19 protein-coding genes are annotated in these 21,838 nt (G+C 64.0%); 5 read left to right on the top strand and 14 right to left on the bottom strand.

What is annotated here, in order from left to right; all coding sequences use genetic code 11:
* The first annotated feature begins 92 nt into the window (after nt 1-92).
* From METRZ18153_RS0104495 to METRZ18153_RS0104480, 4 genes are all read left to right on the top strand, one after another.
* Entirely contained in the window at nt 93-563 is a 471-nt protein-coding gene (locus METRZ18153_RS0104495; RefSeq protein ID WP_020163598.1) for a response regulator, read from the top strand.
* Complete coding sequence (gene moaC / locus METRZ18153_RS0104490; protein WP_020163597.1) at nt 560-1,063, top strand: cyclic pyranopterin monophosphate synthase MoaC; 504 nt, start codon at nt 560-562, stop codon at nt 1,061-1,063. The genes METRZ18153_RS0104495 and moaC overlap by 4 nt, the downstream gene beginning before the upstream one ends.
* A 150-nt stretch (nt 1,064-1,213) precedes the next feature.
* Entirely contained in the window at nt 1,214-2,704 is a 1,491-nt protein-coding gene (locus METRZ18153_RS0104485; protein WP_020163596.1) for a CYTH and CHAD domain-containing protein, read from the top strand.
* A 79-nt stretch (nt 2,705-2,783) separates the two neighbouring features.
* Nucleotides 2,784-3,248 (top strand): SixA phosphatase family protein, encoded by a 465-nt coding sequence (locus METRZ18153_RS0104480; protein ID WP_020163595.1) that lies wholly within the window; start codon nt 2,784-2,786, stop codon nt 3,246-3,248.
* A gap of 48 nt (nt 3,249-3,296) precedes the next feature.
* On the opposite strand, the gene METRZ18153_RS20480 is transcribed toward METRZ18153_RS0104480, so the two are convergent.
* The gene (locus tag METRZ18153_RS20480) at nt 3,297-4,379 is read right to left on the bottom strand and encodes an O-antigen ligase family protein (protein WP_157257185.1); all 1,083 of its coding nucleotides are present in this window, start codon (nt 4,377-4,379) and stop codon (nt 3,297-3,299) included.
* A gap of 9 nt (nt 4,380-4,388) precedes the next feature.
* On the opposite strand from METRZ18153_RS20480, the gene METRZ18153_RS20790 reads away from it, so the two are divergent.
* Complete coding sequence (locus METRZ18153_RS20790; RefSeq protein ID WP_157257184.1) at nt 4,389-4,655, top strand: hypothetical protein; 267 nt, start codon at nt 4,389-4,391, stop codon at nt 4,653-4,655.
* Here the strand turns inward: METRZ18153_RS20790 and METRZ18153_RS0104475 are convergent.
* The 13 genes from METRZ18153_RS0104475 to METRZ18153_RS0104415 form a co-directional block, all read right to left on the bottom strand.
* Nucleotides 4,652-5,107 carry a pilin gene (locus METRZ18153_RS0104475; RefSeq protein WP_020163594.1) on the bottom strand — a complete coding sequence of 152 codons (456 nt, stop codon included), beginning with the start codon at nt 5,105-5,107 and terminating at the stop codon, nt 4,652-4,654. The genes METRZ18153_RS20790 and METRZ18153_RS0104475 overlap by 4 nt on opposite strands.
* A gap of 188 nt (nt 5,108-5,295) precedes the next feature.
* Nucleotides 5,296-6,930 carry an HD family phosphohydrolase gene (locus METRZ18153_RS0104470; RefSeq protein ID WP_020163593.1) on the bottom strand — a complete coding sequence of 545 codons (1,635 nt, stop codon included), beginning with the start codon at nt 6,928-6,930 and terminating at the stop codon, nt 5,296-5,298.
* A gap of 13 nt (nt 6,931-6,943) precedes the next feature.
* Nucleotides 6,944-9,316, bottom strand: coding sequence for a GspE/PulE family protein (locus METRZ18153_RS0104465; RefSeq protein ID WP_029143545.1), 2,373 nt, complete (start codon nt 9,314-9,316; stop codon nt 6,944-6,946).
* A 52-nt stretch (nt 9,317-9,368) separates the two neighbouring features.
* A complete protein-coding gene (locus tag METRZ18153_RS0104460) occupies nt 9,369-10,136 on the bottom strand; it encodes an MBL fold metallo-hydrolase (protein ID WP_029143544.1) in 768 nt (255 codons plus the stop codon).
* A gap of 58 nt (nt 10,137-10,194) precedes the next feature.
* Nucleotides 10,195-12,432: a CHASE2 domain-containing protein gene (locus tag METRZ18153_RS0104455; protein ID WP_020163590.1), complete on the bottom strand. Its 2,238-nt coding sequence runs from the start codon at nt 12,430-12,432 to the stop codon at nt 10,195-10,197.
* A gap of 103 nt (nt 12,433-12,535) precedes the next feature.
* Nucleotides 12,536-13,330 (bottom strand): FHA domain-containing protein, encoded by a 795-nt coding sequence (locus METRZ18153_RS0104450; RefSeq protein WP_020163589.1) that lies wholly within the window; start codon nt 13,328-13,330, stop codon nt 12,536-12,538.
* An 11-nt stretch (nt 13,331-13,341) separates the two neighbouring features.
* Nucleotides 13,342-14,115, bottom strand: a complete 774-nt coding sequence (locus METRZ18153_RS0104445; protein ID WP_020163588.1) for a Stp1/IreP family PP2C-type Ser/Thr phosphatase — start codon at nt 14,113-14,115, stop codon at nt 13,342-13,344.
* Between the two features lie 31 nt (nt 14,116-14,146).
* Nucleotides 14,147-16,732 carry a CHASE2 domain-containing serine/threonine-protein kinase gene (locus METRZ18153_RS0104440; RefSeq protein WP_020163587.1) on the bottom strand — a complete coding sequence of 862 codons (2,586 nt, stop codon included), beginning with the start codon at nt 16,730-16,732 and terminating at the stop codon, nt 14,147-14,149.
* A gap of 222 nt (nt 16,733-16,954) precedes the next feature.
* The gene (locus tag METRZ18153_RS0104435) at nt 16,955-17,908 is read right to left on the bottom strand and encodes an ornithine cyclodeaminase family protein (protein WP_020163586.1); all 954 of its coding nucleotides are present in this window, start codon (nt 17,906-17,908) and stop codon (nt 16,955-16,957) included.
* Nucleotides 17,909-17,921: 13 nt separating this feature from the next.
* Entirely contained in the window at nt 17,922-18,662 is a 741-nt protein-coding gene (locus METRZ18153_RS0104430; protein WP_029143543.1) for a TerC family protein, read from the bottom strand.
* A gap of 125 nt (nt 18,663-18,787) precedes the next feature.
* On the bottom strand, nt 18,788-19,681 hold the full coding sequence (gene sucD / locus METRZ18153_RS0104425) for a succinate--CoA ligase subunit alpha (protein ID WP_019919444.1): 894 nt from the start codon (nt 19,679-19,681) through the stop codon (nt 18,788-18,790).
* A gap of 14 nt (nt 19,682-19,695) precedes the next feature.
* A complete protein-coding gene (sucC, locus tag METRZ18153_RS0104420; protein ID WP_019919445.1) occupies nt 19,696-20,862 on the bottom strand; it encodes an ADP-forming succinate--CoA ligase subunit beta in 1,167 nt (388 codons plus the stop codon).
* Nucleotides 20,863-21,042: 180 nt separating this feature from the next.
* The gene (locus METRZ18153_RS0104415) at nt 21,043-21,741 is read right to left on the bottom strand and encodes a fumarylacetoacetate hydrolase family protein (protein WP_020163584.1); all 699 of its coding nucleotides are present in this window, start codon (nt 21,739-21,741) and stop codon (nt 21,043-21,045) included.
* Between the last annotated feature and the right edge of the window lie 97 nt (nt 21,742-21,838).

Below are 21,838 nucleotides of genomic sequence, written 5' to 3'. Positions count from 1 at the left end.
CGGCAGCACAGAAGGTCCGGCCGGCGCAGCGCGACGACCGACATGGTAGCCGGCCTGGCCGGTCCTCTCACCACTCAACGCCTACGTCTCCGATGTCGTCGATTCCGGTTGGTTCGCACGCCCTGCTGCTGATTGAAGATGTACCCGAAGACGTGAAGCTCATCACCACGGCACTGCGTAACATCGTGCCGACCGAGCAGATCCAGATCGCCGCCTCCGGAGAGGAAGGGCTGGACTACCTGTTCGGGCGCGGAGCCTTCGTCGGACGCGACACGCGTTACCAACCGGCGCTGGTGATGCTGGATCTGACGCTGCCGCGCATCGACGGGCTGGAAGTGCTGCGACAGGTGAGGGCCGACCCGCAGACGCACGTGCTGCCGGTGGTCATGGTGTCCGCGTCGTCGCAGCAGCGCGACATCCGCACCGCCGCGCAACTCGGTGCCAACAGCTTCGTGCGCAAGTCGCTCGATTTCGTCAGTTTTTCCGAAACGCTGACACTGCTCGCCCGCTACTGGCTCGAACTGAACATCCCCCCACCCCACCCGTCCGCAATGACACGATGAGCGCCGACGACTCCCAGACCAAGCAGTCTCCGCTGACCCATTTCGACGCCCAGGGCCAGGCCCACATGGTCGACGTCGGCGACAAGGCGCACACCGCGCGCGTGGCGCGTGCCGCCGGCTCGATCACGATGCAGCCGGCCACTTTCGCGCTGGTGCGCGACGGCAATGCAAAAAAGGGCGATGTGCTCGGCGTCGCGCGCATCGCCGGCATCCAGTCATCGAAGCGCACCTCCGATCTGATCCCGCTGTGCCATCCGATCGCCCTGACCAAGGTGAGCGTCGAGTTCACGCTTGACGAGGCGACGAGCCGGGTGCTGTGCGAAGTCACCGCCCGCACCACCGGCCAGACCGGCGTCGAGATGGAAGCGCTGACCGCGACCAGCGTCGCACTGCTCACCATCTACGATATGTGCAAGGCGGTCGACCGCGGCATGCGCATCGGCGACATCCGTCTGCTGGAAAAGGCCGGCGGCAAGTCGGGGCACTGGACGGCCGACTGAGCCCGGTCGGCACGAGCGCCGCTCGAAGCAAGGCGGAGCCGGAATCGCCAGCACATCGACGGCCAACCGGATCGAGGTGACGAAGGACGCCGCTTTCGTTCTACCATCGGCCCGGTCGCGGGCAGTGGATCCCGCTCAGGCACGGAAACGATGGCCCAGGAAATCGAACTCAAACTGGCGATGGCCGATGCCGGCTGGCGCGCATTCTCCCGCCACCCGCTGCTGCGCGAAGCAATCGCGCCGCCGCACACGCAGACGCTGCGCAACCTCTATTTCGACACCCCCGATCTCGCACTGCGGCGCCAGTGCGTCGCGCTGCGCCTGCGTCGCGCCGGGCGGCGCTGGCTGCAGACAGTGAAGTGCGCCAGCGCATCGCGCGCAGGGCTGTCCTCGCGCCCGGAATGGGAACAGCCCTTCAGCGGGCACTTCGATTTCTCGGCCATCGACGACCCCGCACTGCGGACGGAACTCGAAACGCTGCGCGACCGCGGCGTGCTCGTCACCGTGTTCGACACCACCTTCGAACGGCGCGAATGGCGCTTCCGCGCTGGCGGCGGCGAACTGCTGCTGATGGCCGATCGCGGTCACATCATCGCCGGCGAACGGCGCGAAACCATTTCCGAACTGGAACTCGAACTGGCCGGAGCCCCGGTCGACACCCTGCTCGATTTCGCCGTCCGTCTCGCAGCAACGCTGCCGCTGCGCGCCGAGTCGCGCAGCAAAGCGCAACGTGGCTATGACCTGATGACCGACGCGGTGCTCGAACCAGTGCGCGCCGGCCGCTCGCCGATAGACCCGGAGGGCTCGGCCGCGGACGCCTTCCGCGCCGTCGCGCTGGACTGCATCGCCCACTACCAGGCGAACGAGCACGGCGCGCTGCACAGCGACGCGCCGGAGTTCATCCACCAGATGCGCGTCGCGCTGCGCCGGCTGCGCAGCGCACTGCGTGTGTTCGCGCCCGCGTTGCCGGAAGGCAGCGCCGACGATCTTGCGCAGCACCTGCGTGCGCTGGCGGGCGAACTGGGCGAGCTGCGCGACCGCGACGTACTGCAGTCCGAACTGGTGGCGCCGCTGCTCGGCACGACAGCCACGCCAGAGTTGAACGAGCTCGCCCACACGCTGCATGCCATTCGCAGCGAAGTGCGCGAGCGCGTCATCCGTGCCTTGCAGGACGGCCGGCAGGCTCGACTGATGATCGCGCTGCTCGACGTGCTGCACCGCCTCGACGAACGGCAGGACGCGCCGACGCTGGCCGCCCTCGCCAAAAAGCGCCTCGCGCGCGCCCACACCCGCATGGTTGCCGCCGCCCGTCTGGCGAGATCGGGCGACATCGCCGCGCTGCACGCACTGCGCATCGATGTGAAGCGGCTGCGCTACGCGCTCGAATTCAACCTGCCGCTGCTGCACGCGAATCGCGCCCGGCGCGCGCTCGAAACGCTGGCGGCCGCGCAGGAGCAACTGGGCTTCATCAACGATCTCAGCCAGGCCGGCCCGCGCCTGCTGGCCGCCGCCGGCAGCGACCCGGCGCGGCTCGCTGCGGTCGCGCAGATCGCCGCCCATCACATGCCGCGCTACCGGAAAATCGTTGACGAGGCGCCAAAGCTGCTCAAGCGCCTGGAGCGCATGCCTCGCCCGCGCTGAATCCGGGGCGCCGTGTCATGCATCCGTCACGTCACCTCACCACACTGCGCGCGCCCGACCAGAACACGAGGAGACATCGATGGAACTGATCCTGTGGCGTCACGCCGAAGCGCTCGACACCGTACCCGACGCCAGCCGCAAACTGTCCGCGCGCGGCGAGAAACAGGCCAAGCAGATGGCCGCCTGGCTGAAACCCCGCCTGCCGAAGAACACCCGCATCCTGGTCAGCCCGGCCACCCGCTGCCAACAGACCGCGCAGGCGCTGGAATTGGATTTCGAAACCTCACGGCTGCTGAGCACCGACGCGTCGGTCGCCGATCTGATCGCCGCCACCGAGTGGCCGACCGGCAGCGGTGCAGTACTGGTGGTGGGGCATCAGCCGACGTTGGGGCGGGTGGCGGCGTTGTTGCTGTCGGGTGAGGAGGCGGAGTGGACGGTAAAGAAGGGGGCGGTGTGGTGGTTCACAAATCGCGTGCGGGATGGCGAGACACGGACTGTGCTACGGGTGTCGATGGGACCGGATCTTGCTGCTGAGCACTCATGACCGTCACGTTGCGTCGACAGATCCATCTTTTGAGGAAGCTGTGCTGAATCAGGGCACAATTCCCTGAATCCAGAAGCGCGGCAGGAATCTCCCACCCTCAGTAGAAGCCAGAGATGAATTCTCCCAGTGAGTAAGGTTTTGCAGTTCGGGCGCAATCAGCACACATAGGGCTGCCGCACAAGTCAGACTCATTCCGTGCCGCAAACGCGTGTTGGGCGTTCGCAAAGTGTCCGCAGATGAATCGGAATCAGTGAGCGACAGCAAGAATCCGCAGAACAGCAAGAACCACACTTGCCCATGCGGCATGACGAGTACGCCATCGACCATGGAGTGAACGACAGCACCGAACAAGGCGATGCACAGTGCAAGTTCCACGTGTGTGCCTCGTCGCATGGCCTTTCGGACACCCGCGGACAGCTTCCAGGAGAAGACAGCAACCACAATAAATGCCAAAGGGATTCCCCATTCGAAGCACAACTGCAGCAGGCTGTTGTGCGGATGGGCTGCGATCCGACTGACCGAGTCGGCGAAAGACATGGGTCCGTGGCCGGAGAGCGGAGCGCGCAGAATGCCCCAAATGGCATCCGACCATAGCTCTGATCGACCGGAGAGCGGGTCGGGTTTTGTCAGCCTTCCCGCTACGGAGGCGTCCTGTGCGGGCGATACGACTAAGCCGTGGAACATCACTGCGTAGAGGATTCCACCGGCAGCAAGCACCGCAAGAGTCCGATACAACTGCCTCCGACCGATGTCACCGCACACCGCGAGCAATCCGCACATAGCGATGACTGAAACCCAGGTTCCTCGCGTACCGGAGGCCAAACCGAATGAAACCCAAAGCGATGCGATGACTGCGGTGAGGAAGGCAACTTTCCTTGTGCTTGCTTCGCAACTGGCGGCAACGAGAACGGGCAGCGAAATCGTCACCCAATGACCAAAAAACCGGGCATTCGAGAATCCTGGAAAGAACTCGTGGGGTACGAAAGCGACGTGGGCAAACAGAAGGCTAGCCCATCTGGGCAGCAGACCAAGACAAAGATAGACAGCGACGGCCATTGCCGTGAGCGCAGAAATCCGCTTGGCCGATCCTGTGCCAAGTGACTGTCGCAGTCCATCTGCGACAAGGATCATGACGGCTAGATGCAATACCTCGATCCAAGCCCATCTGCCTGCATTCCAGTGGATAGCCGCGACGAACAAAAACTCGCCAGCGACAACACTGAGGGCAATACGGGATGGTGGCGGCAGATAAAGGACAAGCGCCAAGAACAGCACGAGTTGCGCAAGCCTTGCAAGATCGTGCGCCGGGATTGGAGAACCAAGGCCGTCAAGCAGCGGAGAGACGGAAAAAAGAAAAAAAAAGCTCCCGACCAGCGGGAGCTTTCCTACTTCGCACGGCAAGATTAGGTACCCACACCCGTCTTGTTCTTCGAGCAGCCGGTACCAGTATTGGCATACCGCCACGCAATCTGCGACGCGCCAACCGTTCCAGTTGCCGTCACGACGCAACTGCCAAGCGACGGGCCACCCGTGAGCGTAAACACAGCAGTACCCCCAGTCCCACCGGAACCAGCTGTAAAGGTGCCTCGTGCGATAGTAACGGCACCTGCGGACGCGGAGGTCGGCATCACAGTACCGATGTTGGCGTCCGTGCTGCAGGATGTCGGGTCACCCGCGTTATTCTGAATGCAAAGTGCTGTCGCCGTGCGGGTCGAATCCAGCGCCCGGATCGCGTCCGACCACTTCGCACGCGTCACATAATCCTGATACTGCGGGATCGCGATCGCCGCCAGAATGCCGATGATCGCGACCACGATCATCAGTTCGATCAGGGTGAAACCTTGCTGAACCTTTTTCATCACTCTCTCCTGTATTGAACGGAACGGGCGCGACTGCGCTCAGGGTGATATCGAGCAAGGCGGGTGCCAGCTTTAGCACTTTTTTACAGTTCGCTGAAACACAAGGATTTTTTGTTTCGGGCGCCGAGACACAGTTCGACACAGATGCTTTTGTCCTGCCGTTCACCGGCAGCATGTGACAAAAAACGTCAGTTCACGGAGTAGCCGGGGATGGCATGGAGATCGACGTCGTCGATCTGTTCGGGGTCGAGATAGGTCTCCGCGTAGCGCAGATAGACCTGCTGGCGCACGAACACGTCGAACAGGTCGGGGTCGATGTGGCCGTTGAGGCGGAACTTGCCGAGGATTTGCAGCGCTTCCGAGAGCTTCATCGGCCGCTTGTACGGCCTGTCCTTTGCGGTCAGCGCTTCGAAGATGTCGGCGATGCCCATCACGCGGGCCTGCACGCTCATCTGCTCGCGGGTCAGACCGCGCGGGTAGCCCTTGCCGTCCATCCGTTCATGATGGCCACCGGCGTACTCCGGCACATTGGTCAGGTGGCGCGGCCAGGGCAGCGATTCGAGCATGCGTATCGTCGACACGATGTGGTAATTGATGATTTCGCGCTCTGCGCCGGTCAGCGTGCCGGCGCGTATCGTCAGGTTCTCGACCTCGTCGGCGCTGAGGCAGGGATGGGCGACGCCGTGGGCGTCGGCCCACGACCAGCGCCGTGCGATCGCGTGCACCCGCTCGACGTCAGCGTCGCTCATGCGCTCCGAGCCGATATTCGCCTGACGCAGGAAGGCGCGGTCGGCCTCCACCTCGTTGAGCAGATCGGTACCGTCGCGCTCGATCCGTTCCCGCATGGCAGGCGTCGCGTCCGGCCCGAGCGCCACTTGCCGGCGCAGGGTGGCGAGTTCGATGTCGCGGCGTATCAGTTCGAAGCGCGCGTCGACCAGTTGGATGCGGTCGAATATGGTCTGCAGCTTGGTCGCCTTGTCGACCACGTGCACCGGCGTGGTCACCTTCCCGCAGTCGTGCAGCAGGCCGGCGATCTTCAGCTCGTAGCGGTCGGCGTCGGTCATCGTGAAGTCGGCCAGCGGGCCTTCGGTCGTGTCATTGACCGCCTCGGCCAGCATCATGGTCAACGTCGGTACGCGCTGGCAATGGCCGCCGGTGTAGGGCGACTTTTCGTCGATCGCGTTGTTGATCAGCGTGATGAAGGATTCGAACAGCGCTTCGAGCTGACTCACCAGTTGCCGGTTGGTCAGTGCGATGGCGGCCTGCGACGCGAGCGACTCGGCCAGCCGCCGGTCGGAATCGGAAAACACGCCGACCTCGCCGGTCCGCGGACTGACGGCATTGATCAGTTGCAGCACGCCAATGACCCGACCTTCGTGGTTCATCATCGGCACCGTCAGGAAGCTGGTCGAACGGTAGCCGGTGCGGGCATCGAAAGCGCGAGTGCCCGAGAAGTCGAAGCCCTCGGCCGCGTAGGCGTCGGCGATATTGACGGTACAGCGGTTCAGCGCGCAGTAGGCGGCGACCATGGACAGATTCGGCAGGCCGCCCGGCAGATGCAGCGGCAGCGGCGGAAACACGATGCGCTTGCCGCTGGTACCGCCCATCGCGATGCCGATCGAGTCGGTGCGCATGATTTCGAAGCGCAGGTGCTCGCCACTTTCGTCGGTGCGGTAAAGCGTGCCGCCGTCGGCGTGGGTAATGGCTTTGGCGGCGAGCAGAATCTTTTCGAGCAGTGCTTCGATATTGCGTTCGTTCGACAGTGCGGCGCCGATCTCATTGAGATCCTCGAAGCGCCGCAACAGGTCGTCGAACTTGTCCATGTGCGGCGGCGCGCTACTTGATGCAGACCGCGCGGACCTGCTTCATGTCGGTCAGCCCGGACAGCACCTTTTCCATGCCGTCCATCTTCAGCGTACGCATGCCCTCTTCCAGTGCCGTGGCGAGCATCGTGGCGACGCGTTCGCGCTCCTGGATGTTCTTCTTGATGCGGTCAGTGCCGAGCATCAGTTCATGCAGGCCGAGGCGGCCGCGGTAGCCGGTATTGCTGCAGTCCGGACAGCCCTTCGGCCGGTACAGCGTGAAGCGCCCCTTGTCGTCGGCGTAGGCCTTGATCCAGCCCTTGAACACGCGATCCATCGCCCCTTCCGCATCGACCTTGAAGTCGGCGGTATTGCGCAGCTCCTCGCAGTACTCCTCAAGGAAGTGCTTCATTTCGGCGGCGTCCGGGTGATAGGCCTCCTTGCACTTCGGACACAGGCGCTTGGCCAGCCGCTGGGCCAGGACGCCGAGCAGCGCGTCGGCGAAGTTGAACGGGTCCATGCCCATGTCGAGCAGGCGGACGATGGATTCCGGCGCGCTGTTGGTATGCAGCGTCGAGAACACCAGGTGACCGGTCAGCGACGCTTCGATGCCGATGGCCACGGTTTCCTTGTCGCGCATTTCGCCAACCATGATCACGTCAGGATCGGCGCGCAGGAAGGCGCGCATGATGGCGGCGAAATCGAGCCCGGCCTTCTTGTTGATCTGTACCTGACGCAGACCCTTCTGCGTGATTTCGACCGGATCCTCGGCGGTCCAGATCTTGGTTTCCGGCGTGTTGATGTGGCTGAGGATGGAATGCAGCGTGGTCGTCTTGCCGGAGCCGGTCGGACCGCATACGAAGAACAGGCCGTAGGGCTTGCTCACCGCTTCCTTCAGTCGCGACAGGTTGTGCGGCAGTACGCCCAGCTTGTCGATCGGTATCGGTTCGCCGGCGGCGAGGATACGCATCACCACGTCCTCGACGCCGCCGGCCGACGGAATGGTGGCCACCCGCAGTTCGATGTCCAGCGGGCCGAACTTGCGGAACTTGATCTTGCCGTCCTGCGGCTTGCGACGCTCGGAGATGTCGAGGTCGCACATGATCTTCAGGCGGGTGACCAGCGCGCTGCGATAGCTCGCCGGCACCTCGATATAGGGGTGCAGCGTGCCGTCCTTGCGGAAGCGGACCTGGGTCTTGTCCTTGCCCGGCCGCGGTTCGATGTGGATGTCGGATGCGCCCTGCTGGTAGGCGTCGATGATGATCTTGTTAACAAGCCGGACCAGTTCGTTGTCGGCAGCGGCCGTGACGTCGTCGCCACCAACGTCGTGCACCTCGTCCTCTTCCAGCATGTCGGACAGCAGGTCGCCGACGCTGGTGTCGTCCATCGTCGAGCCGTAGAACTGATCCAGCGTCTGCACGAATTCCTTCGTGGTGGTGACGCGGAAGACCAGCTTGGCCTTCGGGAAGATGTTGTTGACGACGCGCGCACCCTTCACCTTCTCCGGGTCGAGCGCAACGACGACGATGCCTTCGCTGGAGTCCTCCACCGGCACCCATTGCTGCTCTTCGAGGTACTCGCGCTTCAGGTTTCTGATCAGGTCGAAGGGCTTCACCCGCTCGGGCTTGAAGGGCTCGTAGGCAACACCGAAGAACTTCGACAGCGACGCGCCGATCGCCTGCTGCTTGACCTGGAAATCGCGTATCAGCACGTCCTCGACATCGACGCCCTTGCGCCGTGCCGCACGCGAGGCAAGATCGAATTCCTGCGGCGACATGACGCCATCGACGACCAGGTAGTCGTATTTCGACTTGACCACGTGCGTCGGCTTGCTGCGTTGCTGGAAAGCCACCGCCAGCGTGTGGGCCATGCTCAGCAGGCCTTCTTCGGCCAGCGCCGAGAAGGGCTGGCCGGACTTGTTGTTGATCAGCTGGACCACGCCCAGCAGATCCTTCTTTTCCGGGTCGAGAATCGGCGCGACCAGCATCTGCTTGGTGCGGTAGCCGGTCTTCTTGTCCACGCCATCGAGGAACTTCAGGCTGGCCGAATGCGACCTCAGCTCGGCCTCATCGTAGACATCGCGGATATTGAGCAGCTTGCGGCTCATGCCGACGAAACCGGCAATCGACTGCTCGGTGAGCGGCAGGCGCAGATCCTTGAACGAATTCAGGCCGGTCTTGACCTTGGATACGATGGTCGACCGGTCGTCGCCCAGCACGTAGATGGTCAGGCGGTCCGCGTTGAACAGCGCAGAAATTTCCTGCGACAGTTCAAGCATGATTTCGTCGATATTGGTGGTGGCGTGAATCTTGGTCGTCACGCCCTGCAGATTCTTGAAGAACGCCAGCCGGCTCGACACATCGCTCATCGCGCCCAGATCGCTGGCCGGCGGTAGTACTGCACTCATTTGTTCACCCCGTTACCGCCGACCCGAGCGGCCGTCCTGGCGCGCCGAGTGGTCAGAAGTCGAAAACATGATTGTTGCGCAACATGTGCGGCTTGCGCGAGCCGAGTGTGTCGGCAATCTCGCGCATGGTCATGTCCATCTGGCTTGGTTTCAGATGGGTGATATAGATATCGGCCGGGTGACGCAGCTTCTCCAGCTCGCCGGCAAGCATGTCCGGGCACAGGTGGCGCGACATCACGGCAAGCTGGCGGTCGCGGTCGGGAAAGGCGGTTTCGATGATCAGATGGCGAAGGTCAGGCAACGCATTGACGGCGTCCCAGAATTCATCGCACACGGTGGTGTCGCCGGAAAAGGCCAGCGTGCCGCCGGACGAACGCACCGCGTAGCCAACTGCCGGCACCGTGTGCTGCGCCGGCAGCACGCGGATCGCCCGGCTGCCCATGTCGATCTCGTCGCCGACACGCAGCTCGCGGAAGGTCATGAACGGTCGCTCGACCGACGGGATTTCGGTGAAATCGGGCCAGATCGACCAGTTGAAGATGTGGCGCCGCAGCACTTCGAGCGTCGGCGCGGTGGTCCATACGGTAAGCGGACGCGAACGCAGTTCGCCCACCGTATCGACCATCAGCGGCAGGCAGGCGATGTGATCGAGATGGCTGTGGGTGACGAACACGTGGTCGATGCGTGCCAGCTCGGCGATCGACAGATCACCGACACCGGTTCCGGCGTCAATCAGGATGTCGTCGTCGACGAGCAGCGACGTGGTGCGCAGATGCGCTCCCCCTATGCCACCACTGCAACCGAGCACCCGTATCCTCATCTGTTTCCCGCGTGTAAGTCGATTTCGTAAGCCAATCTGGTACGTCAATCTCGTCCGTCTACTTCGTATCGAAGGTGCGCACCCCGTCCCAGCCCTTGCCGGGCGGCGAACGGCGATAGTGTCCGATCTGCTCCGCGTAGGAGCCATACAGCACGCACCCCGGGTCCATGCGCTGCAGGTTGAACAGTGTCAGTTCGGCCTGATCCCACTCCTGATTCCTGAACTGGCGCAGCGCCTGATTCCACAACTTAAGCTCTTCCAGCCGCGCGCGATCGAAGTCCGCTTCCATCGCCAGCGGCTCGTAGATCGATACCGGCTCGTCCTTGCCCTTCACCCGCACGCGATCCACCTCGCGGAACACGACGCCCTTGACGGCGCGCCGCGTTTCATCGCCGACGAGAATGCCCACGCCATACTGTTTGGTCAGTCCTTCGAGGCGTGACGCCAGATTGACCGCGTCGCCCATCACAGTATAGGCCTTGCGTACCGGCGACCCCATGTCGCCGACGGTGACCGTGCCGGTGTTCACACCGATGCCTATCTTCAGCTCCGGCCAGCCGCGAGCGGTCAGGTGACTGTTCAGTTCGGCCAGTCTCGACTGCATCTGCAACGCGGCCGTCACCCCGTGGATCGCGTGCGCCGGATCGTCCACCGGCGCCCCCCAGAAGGCCATGATCGCGTCGCCGATATATTTGTCGAGCGTACCGCGCTGATCCTGAATGACGAAAGTCATAGCACCCAGGTATTCGTTCATGAGCTGCGTCAATTGCTTCGGTTCCAGCCCTTCCGAAATGCTGGTGAAGCCGCGGATGTCGGAAAACAGTATGGTCAGTTCGGCGTTGCGACCTTCCATGCTGTAGTGCTCGGGGTTGCGGCTCATTTCCTCGACCAGTTCGGGCGGCACGTACTGGCCGAACATGCGTGCGAACTGCCGCTTCGAGCGCGATTCGAAGAAGTAGCCGTAAGACATGTTGAGCGCGTACAGCCCGACTACCAGCAGCAGGCTGGCCGCGATCGGCAGCACGAAGTCGGCGAACTGCCAGAACGCGAAGTTCATGCCCAGCAGCAGCAGCAGCATGCCCGCCGACAGCAGCGTGGCATTCATCGGGGACATGCGCGGCAGCGCCCACAGCAGCAGGCCGCCGACCAGCAGCAGCACGACCACGTCGAATCCGGTCACGTACTGCGGTCGGTGCTTGATATGACCATCCAGCATGCCGGCGATCAGGTTGGCGTGGATTTCCACACCCGGATAGGTGCTGCCGACCGGTGTCGCCCGCAGGTCGAGCAGGCCGGGCGCGGTCGTGCCCAGCAAGGCGACACGCCCCTTCAGCGCGTCGACCGGCGTGCGTCCGGCCAGCACATCCGCAAGCGAGTAGTAAGCGAAGCTGCCCTGCGGACCGCGATAGGGAATCAGCGCGGCGACGTTCTCGTCCACCGGCAGACGCAGGGTTCCGCGCGCCGACGGCAGTTCCAGCCATTCCAGCCCGGCGTAGTCGCGGGCACTCACCCCGAACAGCCCGCCCTCGGCGTAACCCGGCACCAGCTTCGGGCTGCCCAGCAGGGTGCGCACGACCGCCAGCGACAGCGATTCGTAGTAGGCGCCCTTGTACTCGACCAGCATCGGCACGCGGCGGTTGAGACCGTCGAAATCGGGCAGCGGATTGAAATGACCGGCGCCGAGTGCCGACGCCTGGAACAGCGGCAGATTGGCACCGAAGCTGTTGAAACTGGCAAACGCGATGTTGCGGCCACGGAAAGTCCCGGCCGGCAGCACCGGGTCGGGCAGCGCACCGGTGCTCAGTCCGTCGCCCCGATCGCTGAAGTAGTAGCCCAGCAGCACCGGGCGGTTCTGCAGCGACGCGGCGAAGCGCTTGTCGTAATCAAGTTGTGGTCGCAGTCCGTCGAGCGCGGCGCGGAAGCTCTCGTTGTCGGCGAGCGGTCCGGCGGCCAGGCCTTCGAGCATGGGCAGGCCGGAACTGGTATCGGGCTCGGCGAACACCACGTCGATACCCAGCAGCATCACGCCGTAGTGGTCGAACAGCTTGTCCATCAAGGTCGCCAGGCGCTCCCGCCCCCAGGGCCAGCGGCCGACTTCGGCCAGCGAGCGCTCGTCGATGTCGAGAATGACGACCCTGTCGTCGCGCGTGCGCGGCATGGTCAGCGACAGTTTGGTGTCGTAGGCGATGTGATCCAGATTGCCGAGAACCGGTATCTGGTAGAAGCGGGCGGCGTGCCCGAGCAGCACGAGCATCAGCACGACGCCGATGCCGTACTTCAGCACGTGCTGATTCACCGTGCCGCCCCGGCGGGGGGCGAGCGATCAGGGGCCGGCCGGCAGGTCGCCGACCGGTCAGCGCGATGCGCAGGACGGAGCAACATGAGCGAGGCGTGCCGGCTCAGCGCTTGATGAAGAACTCCATCTTGACGCCCGCAATCTCGATCACGTCGTGATCGCTCAGCGGGTGCGCCTGGGCGTCGAGCTGGCTGCCATTGACCACCGGGAAGTTGGCGCCCTCGACATGGGTGATGAAGTAGCCCTGCGGCCGCCGCGTGATCACCGCGACCTGCAGACCCGGCTTGCCGAGCGTGGTCAGCGTCTTCGTCAGTTCCAGTTCGCGTCCGGCGTTGGCGCCGTTGAGGATCTGGATGGCGCCGATCTGGTTCGGCGGTGCGGCGGGCGCCGCCGGCTGCGGCGGCGCGATCGGCGCTGGCGGCGGCATGCCACCGCCCATCGAAGTACCCGCCGGCACCGACGCGCCAGCGCGGAATCCGGCCTGCGTCTCGGTCGCCGAGCGCATCGGCACCACCGGCGGCGCGGTCGGCGCCTCTGCCGGCGGCTTGCGCATCATGTCCGGGCGCAGGACCATGGTCTTCTCGAAGTCAGGCGCCGGCGCCTGCGCAGGCGTGTCGTTGATGTACTTCAGGCGGTACTTGCCCAGCTCCACGACGTCGTTGTTCTGCAGGAAGTGCTTCTTGATCGGCTGACCATTTACATAGGTGCCGTTGGTGCTGTTCAGATCCTCGAGAAAGGAATCGTTGAGGATGGTGACGATGACCGCGTGCTCACCGCTGATCGCGAGATTGTCGATCTGGATGTCGTTGTGCGGCTTGCGCCCGATGGTCGTCCGCTCCTTGGCGAGCGGCAGCTCCTTGAGGACCAGACCATCCATGCTGAGTATGAGTTTTGCCATTTTCCAGTCCTTTACTTCAACCATGCGAGCAGTCGCGCAAGCCAGCCGCGCCGGGCAACCGGGAAAGGCTGCAGTACCTTGACCAGTATCACCGAAACGTTGTCGCGCCCGCCATTGTCGTTCGCCATCTGCACCAGCTGTTCGGCGGCCAGATCGAGATTGGCCGACAGCGCCTTCAGCGTCAGTTCGATGTCCTCGTTCTCGACCATGTCGTTCAGACCGTCTGAACAGAACAGGTAGACATCGCCGGTCTCGACCTCGTAGGTATGGATTTCCGGTTCGACCACCGGATCGACACCCAGCGCCCGTGTCACGAGGTTCTTGTTCTGCGAGCGTCTGGCGTCTTCCTCCGTAATCATGCCGCTGTCGATTTGCTCCTGCAACAGCGAATGATCGCGGGTAACGCACTCGAAAACGTCGCCGCGAAGCCGGTACATGCGCGAATCGCCGATATGCGCAACGGATATGTGGTTATCGCGGAACACCGCCATCACCAGCGTGGTGCCCATGCCGGAATACTGCGGCTGACTTTCGGCCGCGCGGTAGATCGACTCGTTGGCGTGGCCGATCACCGTTTCCAGCAGTTCGGATATCGATTTGCGCCCCTCGATGAGGCCCTGTTCGAGTTCGGTGCTGATCACCGCGGTGGCCATGCCACTCGCCACTTCGCCGGCGTTGTAACCACCCATGCCGTCGGCGAGCACCGCTACGCCGATCGCGGGGTGGATGGCGACGGCATCTTCGTTGTGCGTCCGCACCATGCCGGAATCGGAGCGGCTGACCATCTGCAGTGAAGGGCTGAGATCCTGATTCATGTCAGATGCTGAAGTCGACCTGTGAGAGGGATTGGGTGAGATTGCCGGCGCAGGTGCGCAGGTCGGCCGCCATGTCGTTGCCGGACTGGTAACGGGCGTCCGCATCCTTGGCCAGCGCGCGGTCGATGATGGCGGACAGGCAGTCCGGCACGTCCGGCCGCAGGTCGCGGATGTCCGGGTGCTGTTCGTTGGCGATGCGGAACATCAGCTGCGCCATCGAATCCCCTTCGAAGGGCAGCTTGCCGCAGACCATCTGGAACAGCATCACACCGAGCGAGAAAAGATCGGAACGGCCATCTATCTTCTTGCCGGCCAGCTGTTCGGGCGACATGTAGGACGGCGTGCCGAGCACCATGCCGGTCTTGGTGCGCGACGAGTCGGTGATGCGCGCAATGCCGAAATCGGTCACCTTGACCTGATCCGATTCGGCTTCGTACATGATGTTGGCCGGCTTGACGTCGCGGTGCACCACGTTGTTGCCGTGCGCGTAGGCGAGCGCGTCAGCCACCCGGGCGGCGATGTCCATCACCTTGGGCAGCGGCATCAGGTGGCCCGGCTTGGTCTGCGGCACCAGGTCGCGTCCCTTCAGGAACTCCATCGCGATGTAGGCGAGGTCATGTTCCTCGCCGGCATCGAAGATGGTGACGATGTTCGGGTGGTTCAGACGGCCGGCCGTCTCCGCCTCGCGGAAGAAGCGCTCCTTCACGTCGGCCAGTTCTTCCTCGTCGAATTCCTGCGACAGCGCCATCGTCTTGATCGCGACCACGCGATTGATCTTGGGGTCGCGACCGAGATAGACCACACCCATCGCGCCCTTGCCCAGTTCCTTCTCGACCTGGTAGCGGCCCAGCATCGGTTTCTCGACGGTGCCGTCCTCGAGGATGCTGGTATTGGTGCGCCCGCCGCCGCTGCCACCCAGCATGACGGTTTCCGACATCGCCTTGGCACGCTTGACCCGGGTTTCCAGATCCTTGAACTTTGGATTGAAGTCGGCCATGTGACGGAACACCGATTCCGCCTTGTTGAACTGACGCTTGCGCTCGAAATCGAGGGCCAGGTTGTACAGGTTTTCCATGACCGCGTCGGACAGCGGCACCTGGCGGAACTTGTCCCAGGCCATGTCGAGCTGGCCCTGCCCCTGGAAAGCCAGCGCCAGCATGCGGTTGGATTCGGCCGACTGCTCGTCCGACTTCACCTTGCCGCGCTCGGTCACCAGGAAGCGCTTGGTCGTCAGCAGCAGGTGACCGACCAGCAGCAGCGTCGCCGGCAGCATCAGTTGCAGCCACATCAGCTGGCCGGTCATCAGCACGAAGTGGGTGGCCAGCAGCGCGACGAACAGCGCCGCCGTGACTCCGGCGCCCAGCCCGGCCTTCAGCCGCGGCAGCAGCACGATCAGATAGAGAGCGATCAGCAGGAACACGCCGAACTCGGCCGCCCAGGCCCACGACGGCGACACGAAGAAGTGCTCCTGCAGGATGCTGGACAGGCCGTGTGCCATCACCTCGACCGAGGACATGGCCGGCGACACCGGTGTCGCGTAGAAATTGCCGATGCCGGGCGCGGTCTGGCCGATCAGCACGATCCTGTCGCGGTATTTGTCGAGCGGAATCTTGCCGCTCATCACGTCGAAGAAGGAATCGACCGGGAAAGGCGGCTTGCCGCCCTCACCCTGGTAATAGAAGCTGTACATGCCGAGGCCGGGGTCGGTGGCGACCTTCAGTCGTCCGAGCGTGACCGATTCGCCGAGCTTCACGCGGATGTCGTCCACGCCGAGGTTCAGGCTTTTCGCCGCGATCAGCAGCGGCAGCGACGGATAGAGCTGATCGAAGTGCGTCATCACCAGCGGCTGGAGCCGCAGCCCGCCATCGCGATCGATGGACGGATTCAGATGGCCCACCGCAGCCGCCACCTTGCCCAGCGGCTCGATCACGCCGGCCGACACGTCCAGAGTGAGCGGCGGCAGCGGCTCGCTGCCTTCGACATTCTTCAGCGCCATCAGGCGCACGAACTCGGGCAGCGGTTTGTCCGGCCGGCCCTGCGGCTCGCCATCGAGGAAGAGCATGGGCAGCGCCACGTTGCCGGCCCTGGCCACGCTTTCGGCAAGTTGCCGGTCGGTGTTCAGCGCCGCCTCGGCTTCACGCAGCACGGTAGAGAAGGCATCCAGCGATTCAGCGGCGGGCGGCAGCTGCTCACCCTCGGCCGGCGGTATCGCGGCAGCAGAGCGCACCTGCGATTCGATGGCCAGCAGCTTGTTGATGTAGGCCAGACCGGGGTCGATCTGCGGTTCGGCAAAGAAAATGGTGGTGCCGACCACCTTGGACTGCGCCTGCGCCAGCTTGTCGATCATGCGCGCATGCACGTCGCGCGGCCACGGCCAGCGGCCGATGTTGTCAATGCTCTGCTGGTCGATCGCGATGATGGCGATGCGTGGGCTGGGCGTGCGGTCTGTCGCGCTGACACCCACGTCGTAGGCCTTGCGCTCGAGACTCTGGATCAGGTCGGACTGGGCGGAGAACAGGAAAAGCAGGCTGATGACGACGCCAAGGAACCAGTCGGTCTTCCAGATAGCGGCCTTGGTCACGCTCACCCCCGCAAAGTTGTCGCGCCCCCGGAGACGGGTGACGGTGCCTGTCGGCTTGTTGTGTATGCCATCCGCTCTCGCGTCGGCGAACTCACGCGGAAAAACAGACGCCTGTCACATATTCTTGCAGTTCAGCCTCAACACAGTCAAACGACGGTTCGCGCGACGCGGTGGAATTTCACGCTTGCCGTGCCGAATCCGCTGCGCCGCGGAAATCAGGCGGGAAAATCAGTAAGGAAGATCGCGCCCGAGACCCGCCGTACGGGCTTTGTCGACCACGCGCGCGGCAAGCACCAGATCCTGTATCGCCATGCCCTGGGATTCGAACAGCGTAATGTCGGCTGCACTGCGTCGCCCCGGCCGCATGCCGACCAGCAGTTCGCCCAGTTCGGTCATGCCGAACTCACTCAGGCGACCTTTCTCCAGCGCCGGCAGCAGGTCGCCGGATTCCCGCAAGGCGGTCGCGCGCGCATCGACCGCGATCACGGCGGCACGGCGTATCGTGGCTTCATCGATTTCGCGGCGGATCAGCGCATTCGATCCGGCCGCCGTGACGTGCGTGCCTTCGCCGAGCCAGCGGCCGTCGAACAGCGGATCGGTCGCAGTGGTGATGGTGACCACCACGTCGGCACTGCGCACGGCCGATTCGATTTCGTCGGCCGGCACGATGTCCCGCCCGAGCCGCTGCGACTGTTCGGCGCAGAAGGCTTCGAGCTTGTCGCGCTTGCGCGCCACCACCTGCACGCGTTCGATGTTGCGCACCGCGCACAGCGCCTCGATCTGGCTGCGTGCCTGCCAGCCGGCACCGAACACCACCGCACTGCGCGCCTCTTCGCGCGACAGCACGCGTGCGGCGAGGCCGCCGGTTGCACCGGTGCGCATCATGCCGAGGTAGTCGGCTTCCAGCACGGCCAACGGCCGGCCGTTGGCGACATCGAACAGATGCACCCAGAAGCGCGCACCCTCACGGCTGGTCGTATAGCTCTTGTAGCCCATCACGCCGAGCGGCAGCACCGCACCGTGCAGGATGTGCAGCGCCGACGTCGGCGTGCGGCTGCGCGCGCGCGGCGTGTCGATGGCCTCGCCGGCGGCGTGCCAGCGATGCGCGTCCTCGACCGCGACGAGGGCGTCCTGCAGGGTCAGCAGCTGCCGGACGTCGTCCTCGGTGAGGTAGAGGCTCACGGTTCGCGCTCGATCACTGGATGGGGAAATCGACCGGCTTCTGGCGCGAGGCGATGATCTTGCCGACCGCCAGCACCAGCAGCGCTCCGACGATGCCGGCACCGTAGCGCACCATGGCCGACGCCTCCGGCTTGTCGACGGTGCTGGCCGCGTCGAGCGGCACGTAGGGCAGGATCGCCGGATCGGTCACCGCCATCGTGCCGGCAATCCAGCCGAGCAGCATGGCACCCAGCGTGACGATGAAGGGATAGCGCGTCATCAGGCCGAGCACCAGCTGGCTGCCCCAGACGATGATGGGGATGGACACCAGCAGACCGAAGATGACCAGCGGCAGCTGATGATCACCGCCCGCGCCCTCGGCAGCGCCGGCGATCGCGATCACGTTGTCCACGCTCATCACCAGATCGGCGACGATGACCGTCTTCACCGCGCCCCAAAGCTTGTCGCTGGGCTTGATGTTGGCGTGCTCGTCCTCGTCCTCGGGCATCAGCAGCTTGATGCCGATCCACAGCAGCAGCAATGCGCCGACCAGTTTCAGGTAAGGCACCTTGAGCAGGGTCAGCGCGAACATGATGAGGATCACGCGCAGGAACACCGCACCGGCCGTACCCCACATGATGCCCAGCCTGCGCTGCGCCGGCGGAAGCTTGCGGCAGGCGAGCGCGATCACCACCGCGTTGTCGCCGCCCAGCAGGATGTCGATCATGATGATCTGGCCAACAGCAAGCCAGAATTCGGGAGAAGAGAAATCCATCGTGTTGCGCCCGGAATGCGAAAGCGCGGATTCTACCGACAGAGCTTCATGACGGGCACAAATGAAAAGGGCCACCGCTTGCGCGATGGCCCTGTGCACTGCAACAACAACTCAGTGCTTCAGGATCAGAGCAGGCCCTTGAGCAGCTTGCCCATTTCCGACGGATTGCGCGTCACCGTGAAGCCGCACTCTTCCATGATGGCGAGCTTGGCGTCGGCGGTGTCGGCGCCGCCCGAAATCAGCGCACCGGCGTGGCCCATGCGCTTGCCCGGAGGTGCGGTGACGCCGGCGATGAAGCCGACGATGGGCTTCTTCATGTTGGCCTTGCACCACTGCGCCGCTTCGGCTTCGTCCGGACCGCCGATCTCGCCGATCATGATCACCGCGTCGGTGTCCGGATCGTCGTTGAACATGCGCATTACGTCGATGTGCTTCAGACCGTTGATCGGGTCGCCACCGATGCCCACCGCGCTCGACTGGCCGAGGCCGATCTCGCTCAGTTGGCCGACCGCTTCGTAGGTCAGCGTGCCCGAGCGGCTGACCACGCCGATGCGGCCCTTCTTGTGGATATGCCCCGGCATGATGCCGATCTTGATTTCGTCCGGCGTGATCAGGCCCGGGCAGTTCGGGCCCAGCAGCAGCGTCTTCTTGCCGCCGGCCGCTTCCTTGGCCTTCATCTTGTTGCGCACCATCAGCATGTCGCGCACCGGAATACCTTCGGTGATGCAGATGACCAGGTCGAGGTCGGCTTCGACCGCTTCCCAGATCGCTGCAGCTGCGCCCGGGGGCGGCACGTAGATGACCGACACGGTGGCGCCGGTGGCGGCCTTCGCCTCAGCCACGGTGGCGTGGATGGGGATGCCTTCGAAGTCCTCACCGGCCTTCTTCGGATTGACGCCGGCGACGAAACAGTTCGCGCCATTGGCGTAGTCGCGGCACATGCGGGTGTGGAACTGGCCGGTCTTCCCGGTGATGCCCTGGGTGATGACCTTGGTGTCCTTGTTGATCAGAATCGACATATCTGGTTCTCCCCTCAGTGTCCGGCCACGGCGGCAACGATCTTCTGTGCCGCATCCGCCATGCTGTCGGCCGAAATGATGGGCAGACCCGAGTCCGCCAGAATTTGCTTGCCCAGTTCCTCGTTGGTGCCCTTCATGCGCACCACCAGCGGCACCGTCAGGTGCACTTCGCGCGCCGCGGCGACGACGCCGGTCGCGATGGTGTCGCAGCGCATGATGCCGCCGAAGATGTTCACCAGAATGCCGCGCACGTTCGGGTTGCGCAGCATGATCTTGAACGCCTCGGTCACCTTTTCTGTGGTGGCGCCGCCACCCACGTCGAGGAAGTTCGCCGGCTCGGCGCCGTACAGCTTGATCACGTCCATGGTGGCCATGGCCAAACCGGCACCGTTCACCAGGCAGCCGATGTTGCCGTCCAGCGACACATAGCTGAGGTCGAACTTCGAGGCCTCGATCTCGGCCGCGTCCTCTTCGTCGAGGTCGCGGAAGGCCACGATGTCTTCATGACGGTAGAGCGCGTTCGAATCGAAGTTGAACTTGGCGTCCAGCGCCTTGATGTTGCCGTTGCCCTCGAGAATCAGCGGATTGATCTCCGCCAGCGAGGCATCGGTTTCCATGTAGCAGGTGTACAGCTTCTTGAAGGTATCGATCGCCTGCGCCTGCGACGCGGCGGGAACGCCGATGCCGTCGGCCAGTTCCTTGCCCTGCGCGTCGGTCATGCCGACCAGCGGATCGATGAACACCTTGATGATCTTCTCCGGGGTGTTGTGGGCGACTTCCTCGATGTCCATGCCGCCTTCCGACGAGGCCATCATCGCCACCTTCTGCGTCGCGCGATCGGTCAGCGCGGCGACGTAGTATTCCTTCTTGATGTCGGCGCCTTCCTCGATCAGCAGGCGGCGGACTTTCTGGCCTTCCGGGCCGGTCTGGTGCGTGACCAGCTGCATGCCCATGATCTGCTTCGCGAATTCGCGCACTTCATCGAGCGACTTCGCCACCTTGACGCCGCCGCCCTTGCCACGGCCACCGGCGTGGATCTGCGCCTTGACCACCCAGACCTTGCCGCCCAGCGATTCCGCTGCGGCCACAGCCTGGTCAACCTCGAAAACCGGTACTCCGCGCGGCGTGACCACACCGAAACGGCGCAATACCTCCTTCGCCTGATACTCATGGATCTTCATGCGTATTCCTCGCCTTGTTGTCTGCACAGGATGGTGAAACGCCCGCTTCGGGTTGTAGCCCTCACGAGTCTTGTTGCGCATCGCGACGCCGGTTGGCGGTCGATACCCGCATTCCGGCGTGCGGGCCGGACCACGTAATCCATAATTATACAGAGCATCGCTGCACTGCAGCGAAACAATTCAGTCGAGCGCGGGAGCGATATCGACCAGCAGCCGCCCGACGCCGGCAACCTCGGCGCTGACATGATCGCCGGGCAGAAGCGCCGACACGCCGGCCGGCGTACCGGTGAACAGCAGATCGCCGGCACGCAGTTCGACCAGGCGGGACAGCCGCCCGATCAGCGTTTCGACATCGAGGATCATGTCGGACAGGTCGCCCCGCTGACGCACCTGCCCATTCACCGACAGTTCGATCGCTCCGCTGCGCGGATGCCCGCAGACGCTGGCCGGCACCAGTTCGGACACCGGCGCACTGAAATCGAAACCCTTGCCCATGTCCCAGGGCTGCCCCTTGTCACGCGCCGCGCGCTGCAGATCGCGGCGCGTCAGGTCGAGGCCGACGCCATAACCGCAAATGCAGGCGCGCGCCTGCGCGGCGTCGAGATTGCGGCCGCCCGCATGCAGCGCGACCACCAGTTCGACCTCGTGCTGCAGGTCGGACGTCGCCGACGGATAGGGCACCGATGCCGGCGCGCAGACCAGTGCGTCAGCCGGCTTGGAGAAGAAGAAGGGCTGCTCCAGGGACGGGTCATGGCCCATCTCGCGCGCGTGGTCGGCGTAATTGCGACCGACGCAGTAGATGCGTCGCACCGGGAAACGGGCTGCGGAGCCACGGATCGGCAAGGTGGGCGAAGAGAGTTCGAACAACATCGGGTGCATGCGGGCTCCAGCAGAAGTGTCGTGACACACAATTTTGCCTCTTCCCGCATCGCCTTGTCTGGCGCGGCTCACGAAAGCACGCGCCACTAAAGTAAAG

This window comes from Methyloversatilis discipulorum (assembly GCF_000385375.1).
GTDB classification, from domain to species: Bacteria; Pseudomonadota; Gammaproteobacteria; order Burkholderiales; family Rhodocyclaceae; genus Methyloversatilis; species Methyloversatilis discipulorum_A.
This window is presented reverse-complemented; position numbering and strand designations above follow the sequence as displayed.